Below are 24,796 nucleotides of genomic sequence, written 5' to 3'. Positions count from 1 at the left end.
TCTTCGGATACCGCACGAAGAAAAGCCTTAAATTCAGCCTTTCCGAAACACTGGTCCATCACCCAACCACCTACGGAACTCAGGAACCACCTACGGAAGGCACTCAGCTGGCGATTCAGTGGGGCGTGTAGCGGGCAGAACGCTTATCAGCGCTCCAGCGTTGCGGCATAGGTGTTGCACCGGGCCGCGAATCCGGAGAAAACCTGATCGGCCATCGGCTGCAGCTGCGGATTGTATTCGGCGAAGGCGTCACGTAGCTGCGATTTCGAACCGCCGGCGGCCTTCAAATCCTTCACCATGCACGGCTCGTCCAGCCACTCGTCCAACAACGTGGGGGTGACCTCCAGGTGGAATTGCAGGCCAAGCGCCGAACCGAACCGGAACGCCTGGTTCTTCGTCTTCGCGCTTTTGGCCAACGGCTGTGCGCCTTCCGGCAGGGTCACCACGTCGTTGTGCCAGTGCAGCACGTCCAACGTCTTGTTCCACATGGAGAAGTAGTCGTGCTTGTCGATGCGTTTAATCGGCGCGAATCCGATTTCCGGCTCGCTGCCCTTCTTGAGTTTCGCGCCCAGCGCGGTGGCAATGATCTGATGTCCGAGGCACACGCCCAGCAACGGTTTGCCGACGCTGACGGCGGCGCGTACGAGTTTGGATTCCGCTTTGAGACCGGGATACTTGTCGATGTCGAGCGCGCCCATGGGGCCGCCCATAATCACGATGCCGGAGACGTCACTGAAATCGGGAAGATCGGGCTTTTTCTCTTTGGCGATGTTCATCACTTCATACGACATGCCCAAGTCGTCGAGACTATCCAAAATGCGCCCCGGTTTCTCCCACGGGACGTGTTGAAGAATCAGCACATGCGATTGCGTCATGCCACTATTTTTACATCATCTGCGTAAATGACGCTCGCGATTCGGCTCTGTGTCTGCATACGTTCGCAATACGATGCCGTGCATATGCCGGGAAAACCAAGCGTCATGTCCGATTCTGGCAATATTCTCGTGACTATGACAAACACGCAAGAACCGCAGAATACCAACACTTCCGGCGCTCTTGCGGTGGCGAAGGCCGCCGCGGGGCTGAAGCTGTACGACACCGCATCGCACGCCGTGTCGTCCTTCACGCCGATCAAACCAGGTCAGGTCGGTATCTACGCGTGTGGCGCCACCGTGCAAAGCTCACCGCATATCGGCCACATCCGCGCCGCCGTCGCGTTCGACGTGGTGCGCCGCTGGTTCGAGCGTCTGGGCTACAAGGTCACGTTCGTGCGCAATGTCACCGACATCGACGACAAGATCCTCGACAAGGCCGCCGCCGCGGGCCAGCAGTGGTGGGAGCGCGCGTATATCTACGAACGCGAGTTCACCGAGGCGTACAGCAAGCTTGGCGTGGAGCCGCCGACGTACGAGCCGCGCGCCACCGGCCACATGATCGACATGATCGACCTCATCAAGAAGATCATCGACAACGGCCACGCTTATGTGGTGCGTGACGCGGACGGCAACCCGACCGGCAACGTCTACTTCGACGTGGCGAGCTGGCCGCATTACGGCGAGCTGACGCACCAGAAGCAGACCGCGGTTTCCGACGCGGCTTCCGAAGTGACCGACGCGATGGGACCGTCCGTGGACAACGCGGGCAACGACAAGTACAATCCGGTCGACCCTGCCGACATGTCCCCCGACAAGCATGATCCGCGCGATTTCGCGCTGTGGAAGGCGCCGAAGGATTCCGATCCGCTCGACGCGCGCTGGAATACCCCGTTCGGCACGGGCCGTCCGGGCTGGCATATCGAATGCTCCGCGATGAGCCACCGCTATCTGAAGGACATGTTCGACATTCACGGCGGCGGTCTTGATCTGCGATTCCCGCACCACGAGAACGAGATGGCGCAGACGCGCGCCGCCGGTTACGATTCGGCCGCGCGCTGGATGCATTCCGCCTGGGTCACCGCGAAGGGCGAGAAGATGTCGAAGTCGCTCGGCAACGGCCTGTCCGTGCCGGCGGTGCTGGCCGAGCATTCCGCTTGGGTGGTGCGTTACGCCCTCGGTTCCGTGCAGTACCGTTCCATGCTGGAATGGTCCGACCAGACGCTTGCCGAGGCGCAGTCCGCGTACGACCGCGTGGCGAACTTCATCGAGCGCGCGGGCGCTGCCGTCGGCGAACAGCCGTCACGAGAAGAGATTATGGCGATTTCCGCCGACGCGCTTCCCGCCGATTTCGTTGCCGCGATGAACGACGACATCAACGTTTCGGGCGCTTCCGCCGCGATTTTCACGGCGATCCGTTCCGGCAACACGTTGCTGTCGAAGCTGGCCGACCGCGCCGATTCGGACGTGGCGAAGGCCGAGGTTCGCGAGGCGCTGGTGAACGTGCGTGCGATGCTCGACACGTTGGGCTTGGATCCGCTGGCGGAGCCGTGGGTTTCCGACGGTGCCGCAGGTGGTGCGGCTGGTGCCGGAGCCGATTCCGCCGAGCATGACGCGCTCGACAAGCTGGTTTCCGAACAGCTTGCGGAACGTGCCGAAGCGCGCAAGGCCAAGGATTTCGCACGTGCCGACGCGATCCGTGACGCGCTGGGCGCGGCCGGCATCGCCATCGAGGACGGTCCGCAAGGCTCCACTTGGTCGCTGAAGTAGGCAATCGCACCCATTTCATCCGCTATCCGCGTGAAACGCTAGACTGAGGAACATTATGGCAGCATTTAGTTCTTTGACAGACCGGCTCTCGAATGCGTTCAAGCATCTGAAGAGCAAGGGCAAGCTTTCCGAGGCTGATATCGACGGTACCATCCGCGAGATCCGCCGCGCGCTGCTCGACGCCGATGTGGCGCTCGACGTGGTGCGTTCCTTCACCAGCCGCATCCGCGAACGCGCGCTCGGCACCGAGGTTTCCGAAGCGCTCAACCCGGCGCAGCAAGTGGTGAAGATCGTCAACGAGGAACTCACCGCGGTGCTTGGCGCCGGTGTGGACCGCCCGTTGAACTTCGCAAAGAATCCGCCGACGATCATCATGCTCGCCGGCCTTCAGGGCGCCGGTAAGACGACGCTCGCCGGCAAGCTGGGCTACTGGCTGAAGGATTCCGGCCACACCCCGCTGCTCGTGGCGGCCGATCTGCAGCGTCCGAACGCGGTGACGCAGCTGCAGGTGGTCGGCGAACGCGCCGGCGTGCCGGTGTACGCGCCGGAGAAGGGCGTGCAGTCCGATGGCGGCGAAGCGGTCGTCTCCCCCGGCCAGACCACCGGCGACCCGGTGAAGGTGGCCCGTGACGCCGTGGAGCTCGCCAAGCAGAAGCTTTACGACACGGTGATCATCGATACCGCAGGCCGTCTCGGCGTGGATGAGGAGCTGATGAAGCAGGCTCGCGACATCCGCGATGCCGTGCAGCCGAACGAGATTCTGTTCGTCATCGACGCGATGATCGGCCAGGACGCCGTGCAGACGGCCAAGGCGTTCGACGAGGGCGTGGATTTCACCGGCGTGGTGCTGTCCAAGCTCGATGGCGACGCCCGTGGTGGCGCCGCGCTGTCCGTGGCATCCGTGACCGGCAAGCCGATCCTGTTCGCCTCCACCGGCGAAGGATTGAAGGATTTCGAGGTCTTCCATCCGGACCGCATGGCGTCCCGCATCCTCGACATGGGCGATATTCTCACCCTGATCGAGCAGGCGCAGAAGCAGTTCGACGAGGAAGAGGCCCGCAAGGCCGCCGTCAAGATCTCCGACGGTTCCTTCGGCCTTGACGATTTCCTCGACCAACTTCAGCAGGTGCGCAAACTCGGCCCGATGAAAAACCTGCTTGGCATGATTCCGGGCATGGCCGCGCATCGTAAGGAACTTGAGCAGTTCGACGAGAGGGAAATCGACCGCACCGAGGCCATCATCCGTTCGATGACTCCGGCCGAGCGTCGCGATCCCTCGATCATCGACGGTTCCCGCCGCGCCCGCATCGCCTACGGTTCCGGCGTGACGGTTTCGCAGGTCAACGCGCTGCTGCAGCGCTTCGACCAGGCCGCGAAGATGATGCGCCGCATGAGCAACAAGGTCGGCGCCGGCGTGCCCGGCTTCGGAGGCCCCGCGATGGGCGGCGGCAAAGGCAAGGGCAAAGGCAAGAAGAACAAGAAGAAGTCGGGCAAGTCCGGCAATCCGATGAAGCGTGAAGCCGAGGAGAAGGCATTGCGCGACAAGCTCGCCGGCAAGGCTTCCGACGGCGCTTCGTCAGGTGGCTCCGCGTTCGCCAAGAAGCCGCAGAATCCGGCGCTTCCTGCCGGATTGCAGGATATGCTGGGCGATTCCGGCGAGCTGCCGCCGAACTTAGGTGGCGGTCTGTCCGGTCTGCTGCACTAAGCGTCTGCTGCACTAAGCCGCGATATGTGCGATTGCCGGCGATTACGACAACCGGCAATCGCAATACGGCATATATAACGAAACTGCCGACGTTGGAACGTTTTCCAGCGTCGGCAGTTTCGTTATGCCAGCTTATTTTCGGTTTATTTCAACGTCAGCGTGGCAGCCAGAGCAAGATGATCGGTACCGTTGACCGTGAAGGAGCGCACGTCGGATGCGGTCAGACCGGCGGTGAACAAGATGTGGTCGAGGATGAGACGCGGCCACGGCAGCCACGATGGGAACGTGGCGCGGCGGCCCTTCGCCTCGGTCAACGCGGCGTCCTGGAAGCCGGCGTCAAGCAGCTTGCGGAAGCTCGGATGGTCGGTACCGGAGTTGAGGTCGCCCAATACGACGGTGATATCGCCCTGCTTCTGCGATGTGGCCAGCTCACCCAAGCCGATGATGCCGGCGGACCAGTCGCGGCAGCCGCGCATCGGCGATTTCGGATGGGCGGAAACGAAAGTGATGCCGCGCATCGCATCAATCGGGAAGCACACGCCAGGCACGTCGGCGGCGGGAATCACGGCGGTGATCGGCGACGTGTCGCTTGGCTCGATGCGAATCCAAATACCGTTGAAGCCGCCGTTGTCCGTATCTTTGTTCTCCCCTAACTGGCGGTACGGCAGCAAATCGGACAGGCCGGCCTCGTCCAAGGCCGCGACCAGATCGTCCGTCAATTCCTGCAGCGCGAGCACGGCGACGTCGTGTTCCTTGACGGCGCTGACGATTGCGGCCGCATTGGCACGACCGTACCGGCAGTTGAGCGTCATCACGCGGAAACGGCCGTGTTTCGCGGCTTCCGCGGCAGTCGACGTATGTGTTCCACGGGATGTTTCACGCTTTTTTGCGATGTTGTCGGCCACCATCTGCGCCGTGTTGATGGACGTGAGATTGTTGTTCCAATACGCGATTTTGCGTAGCAGCGAGGCGATGCACGCGATCGCCGCGACGACGGCGAGGGCGGTGTCATGCCGTACGGCACCGGCAATCGCAATCGCCAATGTTGGAATCCACAACAGCGGTGTCAGCGCAATCAGATACGGCAACGGCAAGTGGCCGTCCCAACCGGCCGGCATTTCGCTCAGAGCGATCCACAACACGCATACCAGCAGTACGATCCACAACGCAACACTCATGCAAATCCCCTTGAAATGGCCATAATCAGGCGCACGAAAACCGCCAATGAACATATCCAGCATAGCGAGTTCGTCCGATTCGGGTGATTCGGACGCCCGAGACCGCCACAACACCTCACCAATGTCCGATTCTGGAGAAACGGCCATTCAGAATGCGCAAAACGCAAGCCGAGCGTCCGAGTCAACAGAAACGGACGCTCGGGAACGCATACGGGAACGCGTCCATACCCCACGGTTATAATTGCTCAGTTATTCGCGCGCGCGAGGCCCTCTACCAATCGCGTGACGTGAGGAACACGTGGGTTTCGGATTCCGTGCCCCACACAGAACACGAAACACACACCCCTAGTTACAAGGAGAGCCATTTTGGCAACCAAGATTCGTCTGAAGCGCATGGGTAAGAAGTTCTACGCGTTCTACCGCGTGGTGATCATGGATTCCCGTACCAAGCGTGATGGCCGCGCCATCGAAGAGATCGGTACCTACAACCCGAACACCCAGCCTTCGACCATCAACATCAACTCTGAGCGCGCTCAGTACTGGCTCGGCGTTGGCGCTCAGCCGACCGAGCAGGTGCTGAACCTGCTGAAGATCACCGGTGACTGGCAGAAGTTCAAGGGTCTTGACGGTGCTGAAGGCACCCTGAAGACCGTTGAGGCTGGCCCGGATGCCGCCGCTCGCGTCGAGGCTGTCGAAGCCCAGGCCCAGAAGCTGAAGGCCGCCAAGTCCGAAGCTGACGCCAAGGCCAAGGCTGAGGCCGAAGCCGCCGCCACCGAGGAAGCTCCGGCTGAAGAGCCGGCTGCGGAAGCCGAGTGATCATGCTCGCCCAGGCTGTGGAACATCTGATCAAGAACATCGTCGATTTTCCCGATGATGTCTCGGTGAAGTCCCATGAGAATCCGCGCGGTGAACTCATTCGCGTGCGCGTGAACCCTGAGGATATCGGTCGCGTCATTGGACGCAGCGGACGCACGGCAAATGCGATTCGCACCGTGGTGCAGGCACTGTCCGACCACAAGGTGCGCGTCGACATCATGGACGTGCGCAGGTGAGATCCTAGCGTGGTGCGTGATATGCATTCCGACGACCCTCAACAGCTTGAGCTGCTGAGGGTCTGTCGTATCGGGCGTGCGCAGGGGCTCAAGGGCGAGGTCACCGTGCAGATCTTTACGGACGAACCGGAATACCGGTTCGCTCCCGGTGCTGTGTTGTATACGAAGGACGGCGAGGAAGAGTACGTGGTGGAAAGCTCCCGCACCTTCAAGAACCGTTGGATCATCAAATTCGAAGGCATCGACGACCGTGATGCGTCCGAAGCCGCCAATGGCGTGGTGCTATATGGCGAAGCGGACGATCCGGAGGAGATGCTTGAAGCAGACGAGTGGTACCCGAAGGACCTGATCAGTCTTGAGGCGCGCCTTGCCGAGGGCAATACGCTGGGGCTTGCGCCCGGCACTGTGGTAGGCAAGGTGGTGGATGTGATTGAAGTGGCCCAGTGGCTGCTCAAGATCCGTCTGGCCAATCCCGTCAAGGACGCCGATGGCGTGGTGGTCGAGAACAGCGCGCTCGTGCCGTTCGTGGACGAGCTCGTGCCGGACATCGACCTCGAGGGCGGATATCTGACCCTCGACCCGCCGGGCGGACTCATTCCGGGGCTCTGATCCGCTGCTTTTTCAACAAGGCGCTGGCGATTATGCCGGCGCCTTGTTCGTACGCGCCGCGCTTGGCAGGCGTACCGGTATTGTGGAACATTATGAAGATCGATATCGTGTCCGTATTCCCGGAATATTTCGAAGTGCTCAACCTGAGCCTGCTCGGCAAGGCGCAGGAGAAGGGCCTGGTCGAAGTCACCGCGCACAACCTGCGCGACTGGACGCACGACGTGCACCATTCCGTGGATGATACTCCCGTCGGCGGCGGCGCGGGCATGGTGATGAAGCCGGAAGTGTGGAGCGAATGTCTCGACGAGCTGCTGCATCTTGAGCCGACCACGGTTACTTGCGATTCCATGGTTACTTGCGATTCCACGGCAGACGCAGACGACACGGCTTCCGCGGACGCGGCCGAACCGGCGGAATCGGCGACAGAAATCGCCGCAAATGCCGATACCGTTCCGGCGACCGACCGTCCGGTGCTGATTTTCCCGAATCCGTCCGCCCCCCTGTTCACCCAGCAGGACGCGACGGAGCTGAGCCACGCCAACCATCTGCTGTTCGGCTGCGGCCGTTACGAAGGCTACGACGCGCGTATTCCGCAGTATTACCGTGCGCAGGGCGTCGACGTGCGTGAATATTCGATCGGCGATTATGTGCTGAACGGCGGCGAGGTGGCCGTGTCGGTCATGTTGGAGGCCATCACCCGTCTGCTGCCCGGTTTCATGGGCAATGCGGCCTCGATCGTGGAGGAATCGTATACGGGAGAGAACGCCCTGCTGGAGCACCGCCAGTATACGAAGCCGGCCGATTGGCGCGGTATCAAGGTTCCGGACGTCCTGTTGTCCGGCGACCACGCGAAGGTCGACCGTTTCCGCCGCGATGAGGCGCTGGCGAAGACCAACGAGCTGCGTCCGGATCTCATCGAGGCGTTGGATTGTTCCAAGCTTGACAAGGCCGATCGCAAAACGCTGATGGCGTTGGGCTGGGAGGTTTCCGGCGCGCACCCACGGCAGCGCTGATTACGCACGATTGTTCACGTCGACGGAGGGCATGCAGGTCCACCGTCGACGTTTTTAGTTGGAAAGCCCGGACGTCAGTCCGCGGATTCAACCGGCTCTGCCGGCTCGGCGGTTTCGGCAGGTTCGATGTAATACACGGCGGTTTCGCCGTAATCACGCCGGTCGGTGATATCCCAGCCTTCGGGCGCGGTCGGCTCGTCGGAACGAGTGGAGCGTTCCAGCACGATCACCGTGCCCTCGCCAGTCAGTTCGCCGGACTCACGGCCCGCCAAATCGGCCAGCAGCCGGTTGCACGCCTCGGTTTCGAACGCGTACGGCGGGTCGATGAAGATCACGCCGAATGGTGCAATCGCCGATGCGGCCGCCGCGTACTTTTCCGCACGCGCCTTGACCACGCGGGCGCTCATGCCCGGCTCCCAGGAACGGTTGTGCTTCAACGCCGTCAACGTCTTTGCGATCAGCGCGGCGGCCGGTGCGGCCGATTCCACCGCCACCAGTTCGCGCGCGCCACGGCTCAGCGCTTCGATGCCCAACGCGCCGGTTCCGGCGAACAGGTCGAGCACGCGTGCGTCATCCAGCACGCCCCACGAATCGAGGTGCGAGAATATCGCTTCCTTGGTACGGTCGGTGGTTGGCCTGGTGCCCGGTTTCGGCGTGGTCAACGCCATGCCTTTGAATCGTCCTGAAATTACGCGCATAACCATCGAGCCTAGTTGCTGGTCAGGAACGTCTCGTTGCCGCGCGTGAAGTCGAGCACCGCGCCGGCAAGCTGCACGTACCCTTGCAACGTGGGGTCTTCGGCCACCAGTTTCGCGGCTTCCGCTCTGGCTTCCTCGATGATCTTCACGTCTTTGACCACGCGCAGCAGTTTCAGTCCGGATTTGCCGCCGGATTGCGCGTCGCCCAGCACGTCGCCCGCGCCGCGGAATTCAAGGTCGGCCTGTGCGATTTCGGCGCCGTCCAACGTGCCGGCAATCACGTCAAGGCGTTTGGCCGCATCGCTGCCTTCCGGCGCACGTGAAATAAGGAACGCGCCCGATTCGGTGCCTCCACGGCCCACGCGTCCACGCAGCTGGTGCAACTGGGACAGGCCATACCGGTCGGCATCGAAAATCACCATGCAGCTGGCCTGCGCCACGTCCACGCCCACTTCGATGACGGTGGTGGCCACCAGAATCGGCGTCACGCCCGCTTCGAAATCGGCCATAATCTGCGATTTCGTTTCGTCATCGTCGCGGCCGGTCAGCGTGGCGATACGGATGCCAGCGAATTGCGGCAGCGATCGCAAGCGTTCCGCGATTTCCGCGACGGAATGCAACGGCGGCCGCTGTTCGCGCTGTTCGTCATCCTCGCCCAAATCGTATGTGGCGTCGAATGCGGAACCGACTTCCGCATCGCCTGAACCGCCCGCATCGTCGGCATCCTTCGCGTCGGCGTCGATGCGCGGGCAGACCACGTAGGCACGTTCCCCCGCGTCGATACGCTTGCGAATCAGACCGAACATTTCCGCCATCAGCGGGCCGTTCGCTTCGGGCACGACGAATGTGCGGATCGGCTTGCGGCCGCCGGGCAGTTCGGTGAGCCAGGAGATGTCGAGGTCGCCGAACCAGGTCATGGCCGCGGTGCGCGGAATCGGCGTGGCCGTCATGACCAGCAGATGCGGTGCCGTGGAGCCTTTGGCGTTCAGCGATTCGCGCTGTTCCACGCCGAAACGGTGCTGTTCGTCGATGACCGCCAGCGCGAGGTTGGGCGCTTGGAAGGTTTTGGAGAACGCGGCGTGCGTGGCCACCACGATGCATGGTTTGCCGGAGGCCGCTTGCGCGAGGACGCGTCGGCGGGCGGCGAGTTTCATGCCGCCGGTGAGCAGCAGCACGGGAATGTCCGGCAGGCTGTTCGATTGGCCGTCCAGCAGTTTCTCCACCTGGCCGCCATCCGATTGTCCACCGTTTTGCGGTTCCGGCGCGTTTCCCGACGTGACTTGTCCACTTTCATCCACAACCGCACGGTGCGTTGATTTTGTCTGCGATTCCCCTGATTTCGCGTTTTCGTCAGCCTCTTCGCCGGTACCACACATCCGATCCACCATGCCGCGGATGCTGCTGTAATGTTGTTCCGCCAACACTTGCGTCGGCGCGACGAGCACCGCTTGTTTGCCGGAGCCGACGGCCTGCATCATAGCCGCCACCGCGACCACGGTTTTGCCGGAGCCGACCTCGCCCTGCAGCAGGCGTTGCATGGGGTAATCACGTGCCATATCGTCGGAAATATCGGCGATCACCTGCTGTTGCCCGTCCGTCAGCGAGAACGGCAGCGACTCGACGAAATCGTCTTTCAGCCGCGTGTCGGCGCAGGCTGTGGCCGTGGCCTTACGCGACGAATCACGAGACTGCACCAGCGCGGTTTGGCAGATGAGCGCTTCCTCGTAGCGCAGTGTACGCAACGCCTTGTTGAAACCGTCGCGGTTTTGCGGATCGTGAATCGCCCTGAACGCTTCGGCTCGGTGCATCAGCCCATGTTCCATACGAAACGCTTCCGGCATGATGTCGGGAATGGCGGCGGCAAGCGCTTCCGTCCGTGCCTGCCGGTCGGCTTGCGGCGCGTCGAATTCCCCATGTTGCGCGTCGCTGGCATCGGCGCCATGCAATGCACGGGCTGCCTGTGCCGCAGCGTATTCGTCACCGCACAGCCGGTCCATGCATTTTTCGATCGACTCGTGGATGTGTTCGCTGGAGATGCGCGAGTTCGCGTGGTAGACGGGACGTGGGCGGCATACGTGGCGCATCGCCTCCGGTACGGAAGCCGCATCGTATTTGAGATTCGGCATGGTCGACGATTGCGGGACGACCGCCGGTTGTTCCGTGCCGAAGCCGTCATCCCATTCGGCGGCTTCCTCAGATGAGCGGCTGCGCAATTGCTCGCCGGCTGGATCGACCGTCAGTATGTCGGGATGGGTGAATTGCAGACGGTCGTTGTATACGCTTGGCTCGCCCGCGACCACCAGCAACGCGCCTTCGTGCAGTTTGCGCTGGATCCAATCGACGTACGACTTGCGATAGGAGAAGAACACGAGAGACGCCATGGAAGCGTCCATGTGCCGGCTGCGTGCGAAATCGCCGTCATCAACGTCGGCGATCAGCCGGAATCCGCGACGGGCCATCGGAAAGACGCGCACGCCACGCACGTGCGCGGCGAAGGCCATGTTCTCCCCTATTTTCGCTTCGCGCAGGGCGCGTGCCGGCACCGGCTCGGTGACGCGGAACGGATAGTAGGTCAGCGCGTCGCCCACGGACACCACGCCCAGCGATTTCAGCGCGCCGACTCTGCGGCGGTTCGTTTCGAACGAGGAAATCGGGGTTTGCCATGTGGTGCTCATAACACTCCATTGTGTCACGACCGGATGATTGTGCGGCGGGCTGAATTCCCCATTATTCGTGGCGGCGCCATTCGCCGCAACACGGCTTGTGGACGGTCAGATAAAGCAAAACCCCGGCGGCCATTCGGCTTACCGGGGTTTCAAGCTGTTATTTCGCGATTCACGCTTCAACGCGCTGGACCTTGCCAGCCTTGATGCACTTCACGCAAACGCGAACGCGAACGTTCTCGCCGTCGATGGTGGTGCGAACCGGCTGCAGGTTCGGGCGGAAGGTGCGCTTATTGCGAATATGTGAGTGCGAAACGGTGAAACCGGTCTGCGGTCCCTTGCCGCACACTGCGCAACGAGCTGCCATAATGGACTCCCTATAATTACTATTGACTTGCAAGTCTGCGCGTTCGACACCACACAACGAAGTGCATGGCAGAACACACAACTTCTCAACTATACAACCAGCCCCGGCCAATCGCAAACTTGTGGACGAAAATCGGCTTGCATTCCCCATATTCCGCCGTTTTTGCCATGTCTCGACAGCACGCGTATGCGGCCCGTACGGGCAGAACATGCTTGTTCATGCGCTGTTCATGTCGAATGGTCTGTTACCACCCGCCACGCCCGTACGATGAAGTAATGGAATAAGATGAGCCATAAGATTGACATTTAGCCGAAAAGAGTCAACATTGACCGACACAGCCGAGCCGCAGACCCAACCGTCCCAGCAGAACGCGCAGGCCCAGCAGCCGCAGCAATCCAGCCAGCAATCCAAGCATATGATGACGCCACGCGAGAAGAAGTGGATCGTCTACGACGTCGGCAATTCCGCGTTCGTGCTGCTGTCCACCGCCGTCGTGCCGATCTACGCGAATTCGCTGCTCAAGGCGGCCGGCGAGACGAACATCGTGTCGACGTGGGGCTACGCGCAGACCATCGCATCGCTCGTCATCGCCGTGCTTATGCCGCTGCTCGGCTCCATCGCCGACGTGCAGGGCATGAAGATCCGCTTCTTCACCGGCTTCTTCCTGACGGGCGTGGTCATGTGCTGCGCGATGGCGATGCCGCTTGGTTGGCTCGCGTTCCTCATCGTGTACGTGCTGTCCACCATCGGCCTTAATGGTTCGCTTACGTTCTACGACTCCATGCTGGTGGACACGACTTCGAACGAACGGATGGACCGCATTTCCTCACACGGCTACGCATGGGGCTATATCGGTTCGACCGTGCCGTTCATCGTCTGCATCGCGCTGATTTTCGGAGGCCCCGCGCTGTTCGGCTGGTCGACCACAGCCTGCACGCGCGCCTCGTTCGTCATCACCGCGCTGTGGTGGGTGGCGTTCACCATTCCGCTGCTCACCAGCTATAAGCAGGTGCATTACCGCGCCACCGCGGGGCAGGCAGGCGAGGCCATCCGCGGCACGTTCGCCGAGCTCGGCTCCACGTTCCGCGCCATCCGCAAGAACAAGCCGCTGTGGATGTTCATGATCGCGTTCTTCTTCTACATCGACGCCGTCAACACCGTCATTTCCATGAGCACGTCGTATGGCACGCAGCTGGGCATCGACTCCACGCAGCTGGTCGTGGCGCTGCTCGTCACGCAGTTCGTGGCGTTCCCCTGCTCCATCATCTACGGCAAGCTGGCAGGCCGGTTCGGCTCGAAAACCATGATCACCGCGGCCGTGGTGGCGTACATGTGCATCGTCTTCTTCGCCGCGTTCTTCCTGCGCGCCGCACTTGAATTCTGGATTCTGGCGATTCTGGTCGGCATGTTCCAAGGTGGCATCCAGGCGCTGTCCCGTTCGTATTACGGCAAGATCATTCCGAAGGACCATGCCAACGAGTACTACGGCTTCTACGATATTTTCGGCAAGACGGCGTCGATTATCGGCACGTTCCTCGTCGCTACCACGACGTCGCTGACTGGCAACGCGTCGATCGGCGTGTTGTCGATAGCCATTCTGCTGGCCGTCGCGCTCGTCTTCCTGCTTCTGCAGAAGGATCCGACCAAGGGTTCGACGGAAGCCGCAACCGTCGACTGACAGCTGCCGTCCGACAGCGTTCCGCTCGACAGCAATCGCTCGATAGCATTCCGCCTGACAATCGTCGTTCGGCGGAATGCGCTGTGCCGGCCTGCGGGAAACCGCGTAGGCCGGCACAACTTCGACAGTTACCATCTGGTATGTTATACTGGCATCGTTTGCACACCGTGGCGCAACGTAGCGCCGCTCCAGCAATGACGCAGAGAGAGGTAAACGATGTCATTGGCAAATGAACTAGTCGAAGCAGTGTCCGCATGGCCGGAAGTCGAGGCCATCACGTTGGGTGGGTCACGCGCCACCGGCGATAACGATGAAAAATCCGATTACGACGTCTACGTGTACGTCACCGCACCCGTGTCTGCCGAACGCCGCCGCAGGCTGCTGCGCAACTATTGCAGCCATATGGAAATCGACAACGATTTTTGGGAGACCGAAGACGACTGCACGCTGAACGACGGCACCAATATCGACGTGCTGTACCGCGATCTGGACCAGTTCGCAGCCAATGTCGCCGACGTGGTGGAACGGTTTCAGGCCAGCAACGGCTATACGACGTGCATGTGGCACAACATGCTCACCAGCAAGGTGCTGTTCGACCGCGACGGCCAGTACGCCGCGACCCGACAGCGGTTCGACGTGCCGTTCCCCGAGGAACTGCGCCGCAACATCATCAATCGCAACATGCGTCTACTTACCGGCAACCTGCCGTCGTACGACGCACAGATCCGCAAGGCCGCGAGCCGAGGCGACAAAATCGCGGTCAACCATCGCATGGCCGCGTTCATGGAATCGTATTTCGATGTGCTATTCGCGCTGAACCGCCGCACGCATCCCGGCGAGAAGCGTCTCGACAAGCTCGCCGAACGCGACTGCGCCATTCTGCCGAAGGATTTCCGCAAAAACATCGATACGCTGTTCGATTCGATGTACGCCGATCAGGCGGTGTTCAGCGAGACTTTGGGCGAAATCGTTGACGACCTGCGTCAGACGGTCGACGCGAACCTGTGATTTGACCGCGAATCCGGCGGTTCGACGCCGGTAGCGATTGGTTTTAGAAGAAGTTGAGCGCGCGGGCCACTTCGTCGACGATGTCGAACATGGCCTTGCGCGCACGTTCCGGATCGCCCTTCGCTATCGCGTCAGCGACCGCATCGTGCGCGTCGAGCGCGGCCGGCTTCGGCTTCATCGGGTATTTGCCGAGTTCCACACGGCCGCGCAGCACGGTGGCGATGGTGTCGGCAAGCGCGGCGAACAGTTCGTTGCCGCTTTCGCGCAGTATCAAAGTATGGAATTCCACGTCCAGATCGTGGAATTTGGTCAGGCCGGCAGCCCCCTCTTCGTTTGATTCGGCGATTTGGCGCATCTGCGCCGCGTAGACGGGGAATTTCGCCTTGACGTCGATGGAGGCGAGGCGTGCCGCCGAGGCCGCCGCAGCCGGTTCGACCGCCAATCGCAATTCGGTCAATGACGACAGCTGCCGCTCGCGCTGCGTGGAGTGGAGTCGCCATTCGATGACCTGATGGTTGAGCGCCTGCCAGTCGGAGAACGGCCGCGCCACCAATCCGACGCGTCGGCGCACCGTCACCGCACCCATGGATTCCAACGTTTTGGCGACTTCGCGCGCCACGGTACGGGAGATGCCGAAACGGTTCTGCACGTCTTCCAACGTCAAGCTTTCACCGGCCGGCCATTTGCCGTCCAGCATTTCGATGGCCAGCGTGCGGCACACTGCATCCTGCAGCAGTTCGCCGCCGTTTTCGTTTCCTGCCATCCACAATTCCTCTCGTTGTGCGTGCAAATCTTTTTTCAGGTTTTTGCGACACGCCGTATACGATTGCCGTTCGCGTGACGTCCGAATAATTACCCCCGCACGATTCGCGCGATTTGCCGCCGATTTGTACTACCTACAGCATAGCAAGTCGCATGATTATTTTTATTCGTAGTACTTTTAACTTGACTAGTACTACCTTTCATAGCTATATTGATGTCATCGCCGATGCGAAGTGGCACTGGCAATACAGCAGAGTTCAAGGAGGACAACATGAGCATTCACGTAGTGGTGATGGGTGTTGCAGGATGCGGCAAATCCACCGTGGCAGAAGCCATTCACGAACGTCTCGGATACGTGTACGCGGAGGGCGACGACTTCCATCCGCAGGCCAACATCGACAAGATGAGCGCAGGCATTCCGCTGACAGACGAGGACCGTTGGCCGTGGCTCAAGGTCATCAACACCTGGATGGTGGCTCGCGAGGCGCTGGACGAGAACACCGTGGTCTCCAGCTCCGCCCTGAAGCGCAGCTACCGTGAGGTGCTCGCCCAGAACGTTCCCACCTTCTTCGTGCATCTGACCGGCTCGCAGGAACTCATCCAGCAGCGTCTCAACGAGCGCAAGGGCCACTTCATGCCGCCGGCACTGCTGCCGAGCCAGTTCGCCATTCTTGAGCCGCTCCAGCCAGACGAGAACGGCGTGGAAGTCTCCATCGAAGGCAGCGTCGAGGAAATGGTCGAACGTGCCGTCGCCGCAGTGAACGAGTACGCGGCGAAGGTGGCCTCGCAATCGCAGCAAGCCGAGTGAACGGCGCAAGCCGCAACACAGCGCAAAATAATCGCACATAACTAAAAATCGAAAGAGAAATTCAACGAGTCAAGGAGGATTCATGAATCTCATCGCAGCGGCGATCATCGGCATCGCCGTCATCGTTCTTCTCATCGCGGCATGCAAGGTGCATCCGTTCCTGTCCCTGCTCGCCGGCTCATTCGTCATGGCCGTGTGCGCGGGCGTGCCGTTCGACAAGGCGTTCGATAGCTTCACTTCCGGCGTCGGCGGCACGATTTCCAACGTGGGCCTGCTTATCGCGTTCGGCTCGATCATCGGCACCATCCTGTTCAAGTCGGGCGGTGCGGACACCATCGTCGACACCATCATGGCCAAGACACCGTTGCAGCGTCTGCCGTGGGCCATGGCACTGATCGCGTTCATCGTGGGCATCCCGATGTTCTTCGAGGTCGGCGTGGTCATCCTCATCCCGGTGGTGCTGTTCGCCGCCCGTCGTTCCAAGTCCCCTGTGGTGCTGCTCGGCATCCCGGCCCTCGCCGGCCTGTCCACGCTGCACGCCTTCGTGCCGCCGCACCCCGGTCCGCTGACCGCCATCGGCGCGCTGAACGCGAACCTCGGCATCACCCTGGCCCTCGGCCTGATCGTGGCCATCCCGACCGTCATCATCTCCGGCCCGCTGTTCGGCAGGCTCGCCGCCAAGTGGGTTCCGATCGCAGCTCCGGAGAACGAGGCTGAGGCCGAAGCTCCGAAGTCCGCGGAAAACCGCCCGTCCTTCGGCACCGCCCTGTCCGTGATCCTGCTGCCGGTCGTGCTGATGCTCGCCGCGTCCATCGTGGATCTGACCGGTCAGAACACCACCGCCTGGGGCCGTGTGATCGCGTTCCTCGGCACCCCGCTCGTGGCACTGCTCATCACCACCGTCTTCGCCATGGTCGCCCTTGGCTACATGCAGAAGTTCTCCCGTGACGCCGTCAACGGCATGGTCGGACAGTCCTTCGGCTCCGTGGCCGGCATCATCCTGATCGTCGCCGCAGGCGGCGGCTTCAAGCAGACGCTGGTCGACTCCGGCATCGGCGACGTGATCGCCAACTCCATCACCGAATCCGCCATGAACCCGCTGATCGCAGGCTGGCTGGTGGCCGTGCTCATCCGTCTCGCCACCGGTTCGGCAACCGTGGCGACCGTCACCGCCTCCGGCATCATGGTGCCGCTCGCCGCCGGCATGAGCCCGACCCATCTGGCACTGCTGGTGCTGGCCATCGGCGCAGGCTCCGTGTTCTTCTCCCACCTCAACGACGCCGGCTTCTGGCTGGTCAAGGAATACTTCGGCATGAGCGTGGGCCAGACGCTGAAGACCTGGTCGCTGATGGAAACCATTCTGTCGGTGGTCGGTCTGGGCTGCGTGATGCTGCTCTCGCTGGTGCTTTGACGCACTGAACGCAGCAATCGCAACCACACTCACATAACCCAAAACATAACCAAAACTTGCCGCCCGCAAAGCTTGCCGCAACCTTCTTTTCTGCGTTGCGGAAGGCGCGGGAAGCCAACGGGCGGCATCAATCCTTATTCAAAATCGCAAAAACTTTTCAACCATTTTTAGAGAAAGAAGCACATCATGCAGTTGGGAATGATCGGCCTGGGACGTATGGGCGGCAACATGGCGAAGCGCATCGCGGCGGCAGGGCATGAGGTGGTCGGCTACGACCACTCCCCCGAGTCGGACCGCACCGTGGCAAGCCTGAAGGAACTGGTGGCCGCGCTGAAGGCCCCGCGTCTGGTGTGGGTCATGGTGCCGGCCGGTGAAGCGACCGACAGCACCATCAACGAGCTTGCCGAGCTTCTTCAGCCGGGCGATATGATCATCGACGGCGGCAACTCCCGTTACACCGACGACGCACGCCACGCGGCCGAACTGGAGCCGAAGGGCATCCATTTCATGGATTGCGGCGTCTCCGGCGGCGTGTGGGGCATCGACCGCGGCTACGCGCTTATGGTTGGCGGCAGCCAGGGGGACTTCGAGAGCGCGCGCCCGATTTTCGAGGCACTTAAGCCGGAAGGCGATTCCGGCTTGGTGCTGGCCGGCCCGGTGGGCGGCGGCCACTTCGCCAAGATGGTGCACAACGGCATCGAATACGGCATGATGCAGGCCTTCGGCGAAGGCTTCGCCACCATGGTGAAGTCCGATCTCGTTGAGGATCCGGCGGCCGTGATGAGCTCCTGGAGGGACGGTTCCGTGGTGCAGTCCTGGCTGCTCGACCTGCTGGCCATCGCCTTCAAGTCCGACCCGACGCTCAAGTCCATGCCGCCGGTCGCCAACGAGTCCGGCGAGGCGAAGTGGATGATCGAGGCGGCTCTCGAACTCGGCGTGCCGACCCCGGCCACCGCGGCCGCACTGTACGCACGTCAGACCTCGCGCGGCGGCGCCGACAACATCCTGCGCGTCGTGTCCACCATGCGCGCCCAGTTCGGCGGCCACGTCACCAAGATCGACGAGATCGCCACCCACTGACGGATTCACGCATTAACCGATTCAGATTCCTTCCTTCCCCATAACAGACTTCGCCCGGAGCTGGACCCCACCAGCTCCGGGCGAACCTGTATCAACGCACACGGTCCCGTCAGACAGTCGGCTTGCCGCCCCACAATCCTGCACTATCTCGCTTATAGATGGCGGGGTCCTACAGCAAAAAGGTTAGGGGGCAATATCCATACCCTCCAACCGGCTTTTCCCCGCATCATCCGCCATCCATAAGCGAGATGGCATCAGGCACGAGAGCGAATCCGCCATCTATAAGCGGAATATAGGCGAAATACGCGAGCGGCTCAGCGGCCGTACACCTCGTGCACGAATTTCTCAAGCGCCGCGATGGAACGCTCCACCTTCTCCGTGTCGATGCAGTAGGCCATGCGGAAGTAGCCGGGCACGCCGAAGCTGTCGGACGGCACGAGAATCAGGTCGTAATCCTTGGCCTTCATGCAGAACGCGTTCGCATCCTCCTCAAGCGCCTTCGGGAAGATGTAGAACGTGCCGCCGGGGCGCACCACGTCGAAGCCCAGACGGGTCAGCGCGTCATACAGCAGGTTCATGTTGGTTTCGTAGACGGACAGGTCGCTTGTCTCGTCAACCACCTTGGCCACGGCCAGCTGCGCGGTGGAGGACGGGCAGTTGTGGCCGGTGCCACGGCTGATCTGGCCGCACATCGGCACGATGAGCTTGGCGTCGGTGGCACGCGGATTCACCGCCACATAGCCGATGCGCTCGCCCGGCAGTGACAGCGACTTGGAGTACGAGTAGCACGAAAGCGTGTTGTCGTAGAATTTGCTCGGATACGGCTGCTCGCCGCCGTCGAACACGATCTCGCGGTACGGCTCGTCGGCGATCAGGAAGATGTCGTGGCCGTATTCAGTCTGCTTGGCGTTGAGCACCTCGGCCAGGCGGGTCAGCGTTTCAGCGGAATAGACCGCGCCGGACGGATTGTTCGGGGTGTTGATGAGCACGGCCGCGGTTCCGGGGTTGAGCGCCTTCTCGAACGCGTCGAAGTTGATCTGGAAGTTCTCGGTGTCGGCCGGAACGACGGTCAGGTGCGCGCCGGTGCCGTTCACATACGGCTGGTATTCCGGGAAGTACGGGGCGAAGGTGATCACTTCGTCGCCCGGCTTGGTCACCACGCGCAGCGCATGCGTCAACGCGCCGGCCGCACCCGTGGTCGGGAAGATGTAGTCGGCGGTGTAGTCCATGTCGAAGCGGCGGTTGAGGCTTTCGGCGATCGCCTTGCGCACCGACGAAATGCCCAAGGACGGAGAATAGCCGTGCAACGCCACCGGTTCGGCCGTTTTATACATGTCGATCACGGCGTCGGTATAGTCCTGCGGGCACGGCACGCTCGGGTTGCCCAGCGAATAGTCGAACACGTTCTCGTAGCCAATTTCGGCGCCACGCGCGGTCGCGTATTCGCTCAGCTCGCGGATTACGGATTTTCCGCCGAGCATGGCCTTGTAGGCTTCGTTGATCATGGAACAACCTCCCTGTCGTGCTGTTGCATACGTCTGACGCACCCTGAAAGAGCGCCGCTACAGACGTTTCTACCACCGAAAAGTCACGACATGCGGCGCATCGTTCACTGTTCGGCTTTCTGTTCGGCTTCGCTCTGCACGCCCTGCCCCGCCACGAAACCGCTGCTGAAGATGCGCTTCCAATAACCCAGCATGTCGGTTTTGGACATGGACATGAATATGCCCGTGGCCAGCACCGCCACATCCTCGTTGAACACGGCGTCCATCGGCAGCTGCTCATGGAGCTTCGGCCAGCGGCGCAGCACCGCCAACATGCCTCCGACGGTGAAGTCGAGCATCAGGTCAGTTTTGAGGTCAAGATGGTCGGCGTCAAGCCCCAGCACGGAGATCAACGTGAGCCTGCCGAAGTCCTGCAGGGATTCAACGAGTTCCGGCGAGCTGTGCGGCCCGGCAAGCAGCGCGAGCCGGTCAAGACGCTGACGCTGCTCGGGCTCGCGTAGCAGCGCGGTGACATGCTTGCGCCATTCGTTGTCGGGATTGAAATTCGCGTTGGGCGCGCTGGGAAGCGGCGTGTTTTCCACGGCGTGCAGAATGGCGGAATCGGCAAGTTCCGGCAGTCCCGTGAAATGATAGTAGAAGGAATTGCGATTCACGTCCGCCGTGCGCACGATGTCGGTGACGGTGATTTTGCGATACTCGCGTTCGGAAAGCAGTTCCCAGAATGCGTTTTCGAGCCGTTCTTTGGCTGGCAGAATCTCCGAATCTCGGCGTGGACGTGGCATGGCTCCCCCTATTTTGTACCTTCGATTTAAAAGCGCAACGCGAATTACTATACAAGTTGTCTAGAACAAACTGCACAGCATGTCGCATTAATAGCGATTGCCATCCACCGCAACGCCTCACCTCACACCACTGCGTCACGACCTCCGCGCTACGTCTACTTGCGCCGCACTTTCGGATTGCGGGCAAGAGCGGCCTGCAACATAATCGCCAGCGCCTGGTTGAGATTGCGTCGATCCTCACCGCTCAACCCAACGTACGTGCCAAGCATTTCGGGAATGACTTTCGGCCCGGCCGCCATCATGGCGGAAATACTGCCCGCACCGGACGCTTCGAGCACGGCAAACAACGCGTCCACCGCACGCTCGCGCTGCTCCTTGGACAGGTTGGCAAGCCACTTGTTCAGCGCTTTGTTGAAGGTCACCGAACTGCTGGCCACATCCTCGACTTTGTCGAATTCACCGCCGTGCATCTGCCAGGAGAACACGAAATGCTGCATTATTCCTTCCACGTCGGATTTCACCACGATGCAGCGTTCGGGAGTTTCCAGCACCATGCCCACTACCGATGAGTCCGGCACGATTTTGACGATTCGATCGCTCACGCTCGCATATTCGAAGCTATTCACCACCGCCTCAGGGAAGCCCGGCCCATCCAACGAATAGATGCGTTCGATGCGGTCCTTCACCCCGTCCTCAGCGTTCATCGCCGCATAAACGGCCAGATTGCCGCCTTTGGAATGGCCGGTGAGCACGATCGGAACATCCTTCCACAACTCGGCCACCCTGGCGAGATAGTCGGCGGCGGTCACCTGCGCCGGCACCGGGTATTGGAAGGCCATGTTGAAGTCCTCCTTCCAACCCACGAGCGAATCGTCGGTACCGCGGAACGCCACAACCAGCATGCCGGACGGCAGGCGATAGGTCACGGCGGCGAACTGCGTCTGCTCATCGCCGTCGAACTGCTCGAGAAACGCCCCCATTTCAATGTCGGAAAAACGCGGATTCGCGGCGATGGCATGGTAGAAATCGTGCGTCACCTGCGGATCAACCAAGCCCACGTTCTCGACATTATGGTCGGGCACCGCGCTTCCATGGTGCAGCTCGTCGTCGGCGCGCGCGATCGTCACACCGTCGAATGGAGGTTTCCGCAGCATCCGCACGGAGCGTATGGGATGGCGCGGGTCGAATTGCTTCACACGGTCATGCAACGTGCCGTATCGCGATTCGATGTCGTCAAGCCGCGGCACGCATTCCGGCACGTCGTCGTACGAAAGCTGCGCGAGCACGAGCGCGTCGGCCTCACGGAAGGGAAGCTCGCCGAAATCGCGCGTCTCCGTACGCGCGTAATCGATGATGTTGCCCATTGCACACCCCTTTCGCAGCCGTCGACATTCCGCATTCCATTATGCTTCCACAATTATGCGTCCGCACCGCACCATCCTACGTCAGCGAACGGGGATGCATCCGGATCATCGGCGCCCCAATGCCCTCCATTGCCCTTCTTATGTGTCATTTGTGCGGCACTCGTGTGTCACTTGCGCGGCACTTATGTGTCACAATTCCATTTTTCACGCCTTTTCGAGGATCGTGACACATGAATCGGCCGAAATGCGGCTCGGCAACCATCCCGACCAGCCGCTGCATCCGCCCATAGCCCCGCCTCGGCACGCGCTTCAGCCCGCCTCGGCACTCAACCCGCTTCAGCCCTCGCGCACCGCCTTCGCCGCGCTGACCGGAATCGCCTTGATCACCGCCCTGATGAGTCCGCGCGTCTCCCGATCGGTATTGCGCGCCGCCTCCACAATCTTCGGCAGCGAATCCGTCCAATGCTCCACCAAATCGGCGATATTGCCGTATCCCGCCGCCGCGAAGATCCCGTAGATCTGGTCAATGGCGCGCTCGCGCTGCTCCTGGCTTACGGTGTCAAGCCACCCGTCGAGGGTTCGTTTGATGAGCTGCGCGCCGGCCGTCAGCTCGTCCACCTGTTCGAAATCGCCATTTTCCGCCACTTGCCAGCTGTTTCCCATATGCTGCATGATGCCGATGGCATCCGCTTTGACGATGCGCACTGGCGCATTCGATTGCAGCAGCATGCCCACGACGGACGATTCGGGCACGGTTTTGCGGATACGCGATTCGATTGCACGGTACGCCTGACCGCGCACCGTCGATTTCGGAAGGCCCGGCCCGTCATGGGAAAAGATGCGGGAGATCCGTCTGTTGCGACCCCGCACTGGCCCACCCAATGAGGGCAGCAATCCGAGCCGCCGCGCGCGCTCGCCAGCCACTTCGATGTCATCGTGCGCGATACGCATGGCCGCATACACGGCCATATTGCCGCCTTTCGAATGCCCGCCGAGCATGACCGCGGGCGAATCGCCCGACGAAAGGAAACCTTCCGACCTGTCCAGAATCGAGTTCACATACCGATACGCGGATTCCTGTGACGGTACCGGACAGCGCACTGCCATATTGAAATCCTCCTTCCATCCGACAAGCGTGCCATCGGTGCCACGGAAGGCTACATACAGCGAATCGACGGGTCCGCAACCCACGTCGAACGTCATCGCGGCGAACTGCTGCTGTTCGCGCTCGCTCAGACGCTCCGCGTACTCGCCGACACGCAACGCGCGGAAACGCGGCGATTCGCAGACGGCACGCAGCAACGCGAGCCGATACTCGTTCATATCGGAGGAATTCGAAACGAACATGTCGTCATAGCTTTCCGCACGCAGCAGCTCTCGAATCGGCACCGTCGCCACCGACCTCGCCTCGCCGAACGCCGGAACCAAGCCGGAAAGCCGCATATATGAGAGCTCAGCCAGCACCAGCGAATCAACATCGCCGAACGGCAGCTCCGCGAATCCATGAAACTCGCGCCGCACATAATCCACGACATTGCCCATGTCGCACCCCTTTTCGCTGGCCAACGCATCCTACGGAATCCATTATGCTCCGCTGCGGCCAGCCGGCGGATCAGGAATCATCCAGTCAATCGCAAGCGTTGTGCAACGTCCCCTGTGTAGACTAGGCAGCCATGGATCCAGTTGAAATTCTCATGCACTGGCTTGCCAAAAACTACAGCAAGCTCATCCTGCTCGCCGTCGTGCTCATCGTCGCCGCGCTTATCGACAAGGCGCTCACCAAGGTGGTGCGCCGCATGCTCGACAAATCGCAGGTGCCGAACGCATCCATCTTCGTCAACATCCTGCGCGTGGTGGTGTGGGTGTTCGCCATCGGCACGCTGCTGCAACCGGTGTTCGGCATCAATCCGACCACCCTGTTCACGGCGCTTGGCATCGGCGGTCTTGCGGTTTCGCTGGGTTTGAAGGATACGATCGCCAATGTGATCGGCGGCTTCGGGCTTATGCTTGGCCGCGTCATCCAGCCGGGCGATTACGTCAAGGTGGCCGGCATCACCGGCACCGTCAAGGACATCAATTGGCGTCAGACCATCGTGCGCGAGCGCAACGGCAACGAGATGGTCATTCCGAATTCCATTCTGAACACCGCCTCGCTGGAGAAGCTTGACCCGTCGAACGAGTGCCTGGTGTCGGTGCCGTTCACCGCGAAGGCGGGCGTGGATGTGGAGCGTATGAAGGCCGACATCGTCAGCACCGTGGAACATGCGACCGTGGGGCTTGCCAACCCGCAATACAAGCCGGTGGTGAAGCTCAACGGCTTCACCCCGTACGGCATCGACGGCACGATCTACGCGTTCGCGAAAAACGACCTGCTGCTGTCCACGATGGCGGATGCGGTGGCGCAGTCGATCGCGCATGCCGATTATCTTGAGCACCGCGCGGTCGGCAGCGGCGAATAGCGGCAGCGGCGT

22 protein-coding genes are annotated in these 24,796 nt (G+C 61.4%); 12 read left to right on the top strand and 10 right to left on the bottom strand.

Annotated elements, in window-relative coordinates; translation table 11 throughout:
* Positions 1-146: 146 nt before the first annotated feature.
* Positions 147-875 carry a type 1 glutamine amidotransferase gene (locus OGI63_RS02965; protein WP_011742739.1) on the bottom strand — a complete coding sequence of 243 codons (729 nt, stop codon included), beginning with the start codon at positions 873-875 and terminating at the stop codon, positions 147-149.
* Between the two features lie 135 nt (positions 876-1,010).
* Here OGI63_RS02965 and cysS point away from each other — a divergent pair, with 135 nt between their 5' ends.
* Together cysS and ffh are read left to right on the top strand one after the other, a co-directional pair.
* The gene (gene cysS, locus OGI63_RS02960; protein WP_011742738.1) at positions 1,011-2,642 is read left to right on the top strand and encodes a cysteine--tRNA ligase; all 1,632 of its coding nucleotides are present in this window, start codon (positions 1,011-1,013) and stop codon (positions 2,640-2,642) included.
* A gap of 55 nt (positions 2,643-2,697) precedes the next feature.
* Positions 2,698-4,347 carry a signal recognition particle protein gene (ffh, locus tag OGI63_RS02955; protein ID WP_011742737.1) on the top strand — a complete coding sequence of 550 codons (1,650 nt, stop codon included), beginning with the start codon at positions 2,698-2,700 and terminating at the stop codon, positions 4,345-4,347.
* Positions 4,348-4,490: 143 nt separating this feature from the next.
* Here ffh and OGI63_RS02950 read toward each other — a convergent pair whose 3' ends face one another.
* On the bottom strand, positions 4,491-5,525 hold the full coding sequence (locus OGI63_RS02950; RefSeq protein ID WP_011742736.1) for an endonuclease/exonuclease/phosphatase family protein: 1,035 nt from the start codon (positions 5,523-5,525) through the stop codon (positions 4,491-4,493).
* Positions 5,526-5,891: 366 nt separating this feature from the next.
* Between OGI63_RS02950 and rpsP the strand changes: the two genes are divergently transcribed.
* From rpsP to trmD, 4 genes are all read left to right on the top strand, one after another.
* The gene (gene rpsP, locus OGI63_RS02945; protein ID WP_011742735.1) at positions 5,892-6,341 is read left to right on the top strand and encodes a 30S ribosomal protein S16; all 450 of its coding nucleotides are present in this window, start codon (positions 5,892-5,894) and stop codon (positions 6,339-6,341) included.
* A 2-nt stretch (positions 6,342-6,343) separates the two neighbouring features.
* Positions 6,344-6,577, top strand: coding sequence for an RNA-binding protein (locus OGI63_RS02940; RefSeq protein ID WP_011742734.1), 234 nt, complete (start codon positions 6,344-6,346; stop codon positions 6,575-6,577).
* 21 nt (positions 6,578-6,598) lie between these two features.
* Positions 6,599-7,186 (top strand): ribosome maturation factor RimM, encoded by a 588-nt coding sequence (rimM, locus tag OGI63_RS02935; protein ID WP_003807658.1) that lies wholly within the window; start codon positions 6,599-6,601, stop codon positions 7,184-7,186.
* Between the two features lie 92 nt (positions 7,187-7,278).
* The gene (gene trmD / locus OGI63_RS02930; protein WP_011742733.1) at positions 7,279-8,199 is read left to right on the top strand and encodes a tRNA (guanosine(37)-N1)-methyltransferase TrmD; all 921 of its coding nucleotides are present in this window, start codon (positions 7,279-7,281) and stop codon (positions 8,197-8,199) included.
* A gap of 74 nt (positions 8,200-8,273) precedes the next feature.
* On the opposite strand, the gene rsmD is transcribed toward trmD, so the two are convergent.
* The 3 genes from rsmD to rpmB form a co-directional block, all read right to left on the bottom strand.
* Entirely contained in the window at positions 8,274-8,897 is a 624-nt protein-coding gene (rsmD, locus tag OGI63_RS02925; RefSeq protein WP_041777223.1) for a 16S rRNA (guanine(966)-N(2))-methyltransferase RsmD, read from the bottom strand.
* Between the two features lie 11 nt (positions 8,898-8,908).
* Positions 8,909-11,572 carry an ATP-dependent DNA helicase RecG gene (locus OGI63_RS02920; protein WP_041777222.1) on the bottom strand — a complete coding sequence of 888 codons (2,664 nt, stop codon included), beginning with the start codon at positions 11,570-11,572 and terminating at the stop codon, positions 8,909-8,911.
* Positions 11,573-11,732: 160 nt separating this feature from the next.
* Positions 11,733-11,927 carry a 50S ribosomal protein L28 gene (rpmB, locus tag OGI63_RS02915; protein WP_003807649.1) on the bottom strand — a complete coding sequence of 65 codons (195 nt, stop codon included), beginning with the start codon at positions 11,925-11,927 and terminating at the stop codon, positions 11,733-11,735.
* A 415-nt stretch (positions 11,928-12,342) separates the two neighbouring features.
* Here rpmB and OGI63_RS02910 point away from each other — a divergent pair, with 415 nt between their 5' ends.
* Positions 12,343-13,605, top strand: coding sequence for an MFS transporter (locus OGI63_RS02910; protein WP_011742730.1), 1,263 nt, complete (start codon positions 12,343-12,345; stop codon positions 13,603-13,605).
* Between the two features lie 216 nt (positions 13,606-13,821).
* Entirely contained in the window at positions 13,822-14,613 is a 792-nt protein-coding gene (locus OGI63_RS02905) for a DUF4037 domain-containing protein (RefSeq protein WP_003807643.1), read from the top strand.
* A gap of 43 nt (positions 14,614-14,656) precedes the next feature.
* On the opposite strand, the gene OGI63_RS02900 is transcribed toward OGI63_RS02905, so the two are convergent.
* Positions 14,657-15,376 (bottom strand): FadR/GntR family transcriptional regulator, encoded by a 720-nt coding sequence (locus OGI63_RS02900; RefSeq protein ID WP_003807641.1) that lies wholly within the window; start codon positions 15,374-15,376, stop codon positions 14,657-14,659.
* 270 nt (positions 15,377-15,646) lie between these two features.
* Between OGI63_RS02900 and OGI63_RS02895 the strand changes: the two genes are divergently transcribed.
* The 3 genes from OGI63_RS02895 (at position 15,647) to gnd (ending at position 18,674) form a co-directional block, all read left to right on the top strand.
* Positions 15,647-16,183 carry a gluconokinase gene (locus tag OGI63_RS02895; protein ID WP_011742729.1) on the top strand — a complete coding sequence of 179 codons (537 nt, stop codon included), beginning with the start codon at positions 15,647-15,649 and terminating at the stop codon, positions 16,181-16,183.
* Between the two features lie 82 nt (positions 16,184-16,265).
* Positions 16,266-17,594, top strand: a complete 1,329-nt coding sequence (locus tag OGI63_RS02890; RefSeq protein WP_011742728.1) for a GntP family permease — start codon at positions 16,266-16,268, stop codon at positions 17,592-17,594.
* A gap of 186 nt (positions 17,595-17,780) precedes the next feature.
* On the top strand, positions 17,781-18,674 hold the full coding sequence (gnd, locus tag OGI63_RS02885) for a phosphogluconate dehydrogenase (NAD(+)-dependent, decarboxylating) (RefSeq protein ID WP_011742727.1): 894 nt from the start codon (positions 17,781-17,783) through the stop codon (positions 18,672-18,674).
* Between the two features lie 314 nt (positions 18,675-18,988).
* Here gnd and OGI63_RS02880 read toward each other — a convergent pair whose 3' ends face one another.
* The 4 genes from OGI63_RS02880 to OGI63_RS02865 all read right to left on the bottom strand — a co-directional run bounded on the left by OGI63_RS02880 (position 18,989) and on the right by OGI63_RS02865 (position 23,867).
* Positions 18,989-20,179: a pyridoxal phosphate-dependent aminotransferase gene (locus OGI63_RS02880; RefSeq protein ID WP_011742726.1), complete on the bottom strand. Its 1,191-nt coding sequence runs from the start codon at positions 20,177-20,179 to the stop codon at positions 18,989-18,991.
* 104 nt (positions 20,180-20,283) lie between these two features.
* Positions 20,284-20,961, bottom strand: coding sequence for a TetR/AcrR family transcriptional regulator (locus OGI63_RS02875; RefSeq protein WP_011742725.1), 678 nt, complete (start codon positions 20,959-20,961; stop codon positions 20,284-20,286).
* A 155-nt stretch (positions 20,962-21,116) separates the two neighbouring features.
* Positions 21,117-22,325, bottom strand: coding sequence for a DUF2974 domain-containing protein (locus OGI63_RS02870; RefSeq protein WP_003807627.1), 1,209 nt, complete (start codon positions 22,323-22,325; stop codon positions 21,117-21,119).
* A gap of 336 nt (positions 22,326-22,661) precedes the next feature.
* Positions 22,662-23,867, bottom strand: coding sequence for a DUF2974 domain-containing protein (locus OGI63_RS02865; protein ID WP_003807625.1), 1,206 nt, complete (start codon positions 23,865-23,867; stop codon positions 22,662-22,664).
* Between the two features lie 131 nt (positions 23,868-23,998).
* On the opposite strand from OGI63_RS02865, the gene OGI63_RS02860 reads away from it, so the two are divergent.
* Positions 23,999-24,784, top strand: coding sequence for a mechanosensitive ion channel family protein (locus OGI63_RS02860; RefSeq protein ID WP_003807623.1), 786 nt, complete (start codon positions 23,999-24,001; stop codon positions 24,782-24,784).
* The last annotated feature ends 12 nt before the right edge of the window (positions 24,785-24,796 follow it).

Source organism: Bifidobacterium sp. KRGSERBCFTRI, from assembly GCF_025908335.1.
The sequence above is the reverse complement of the archived record's forward strand: the minus strand, read 5'-3'. Positions and strand labels throughout refer to the sequence as shown.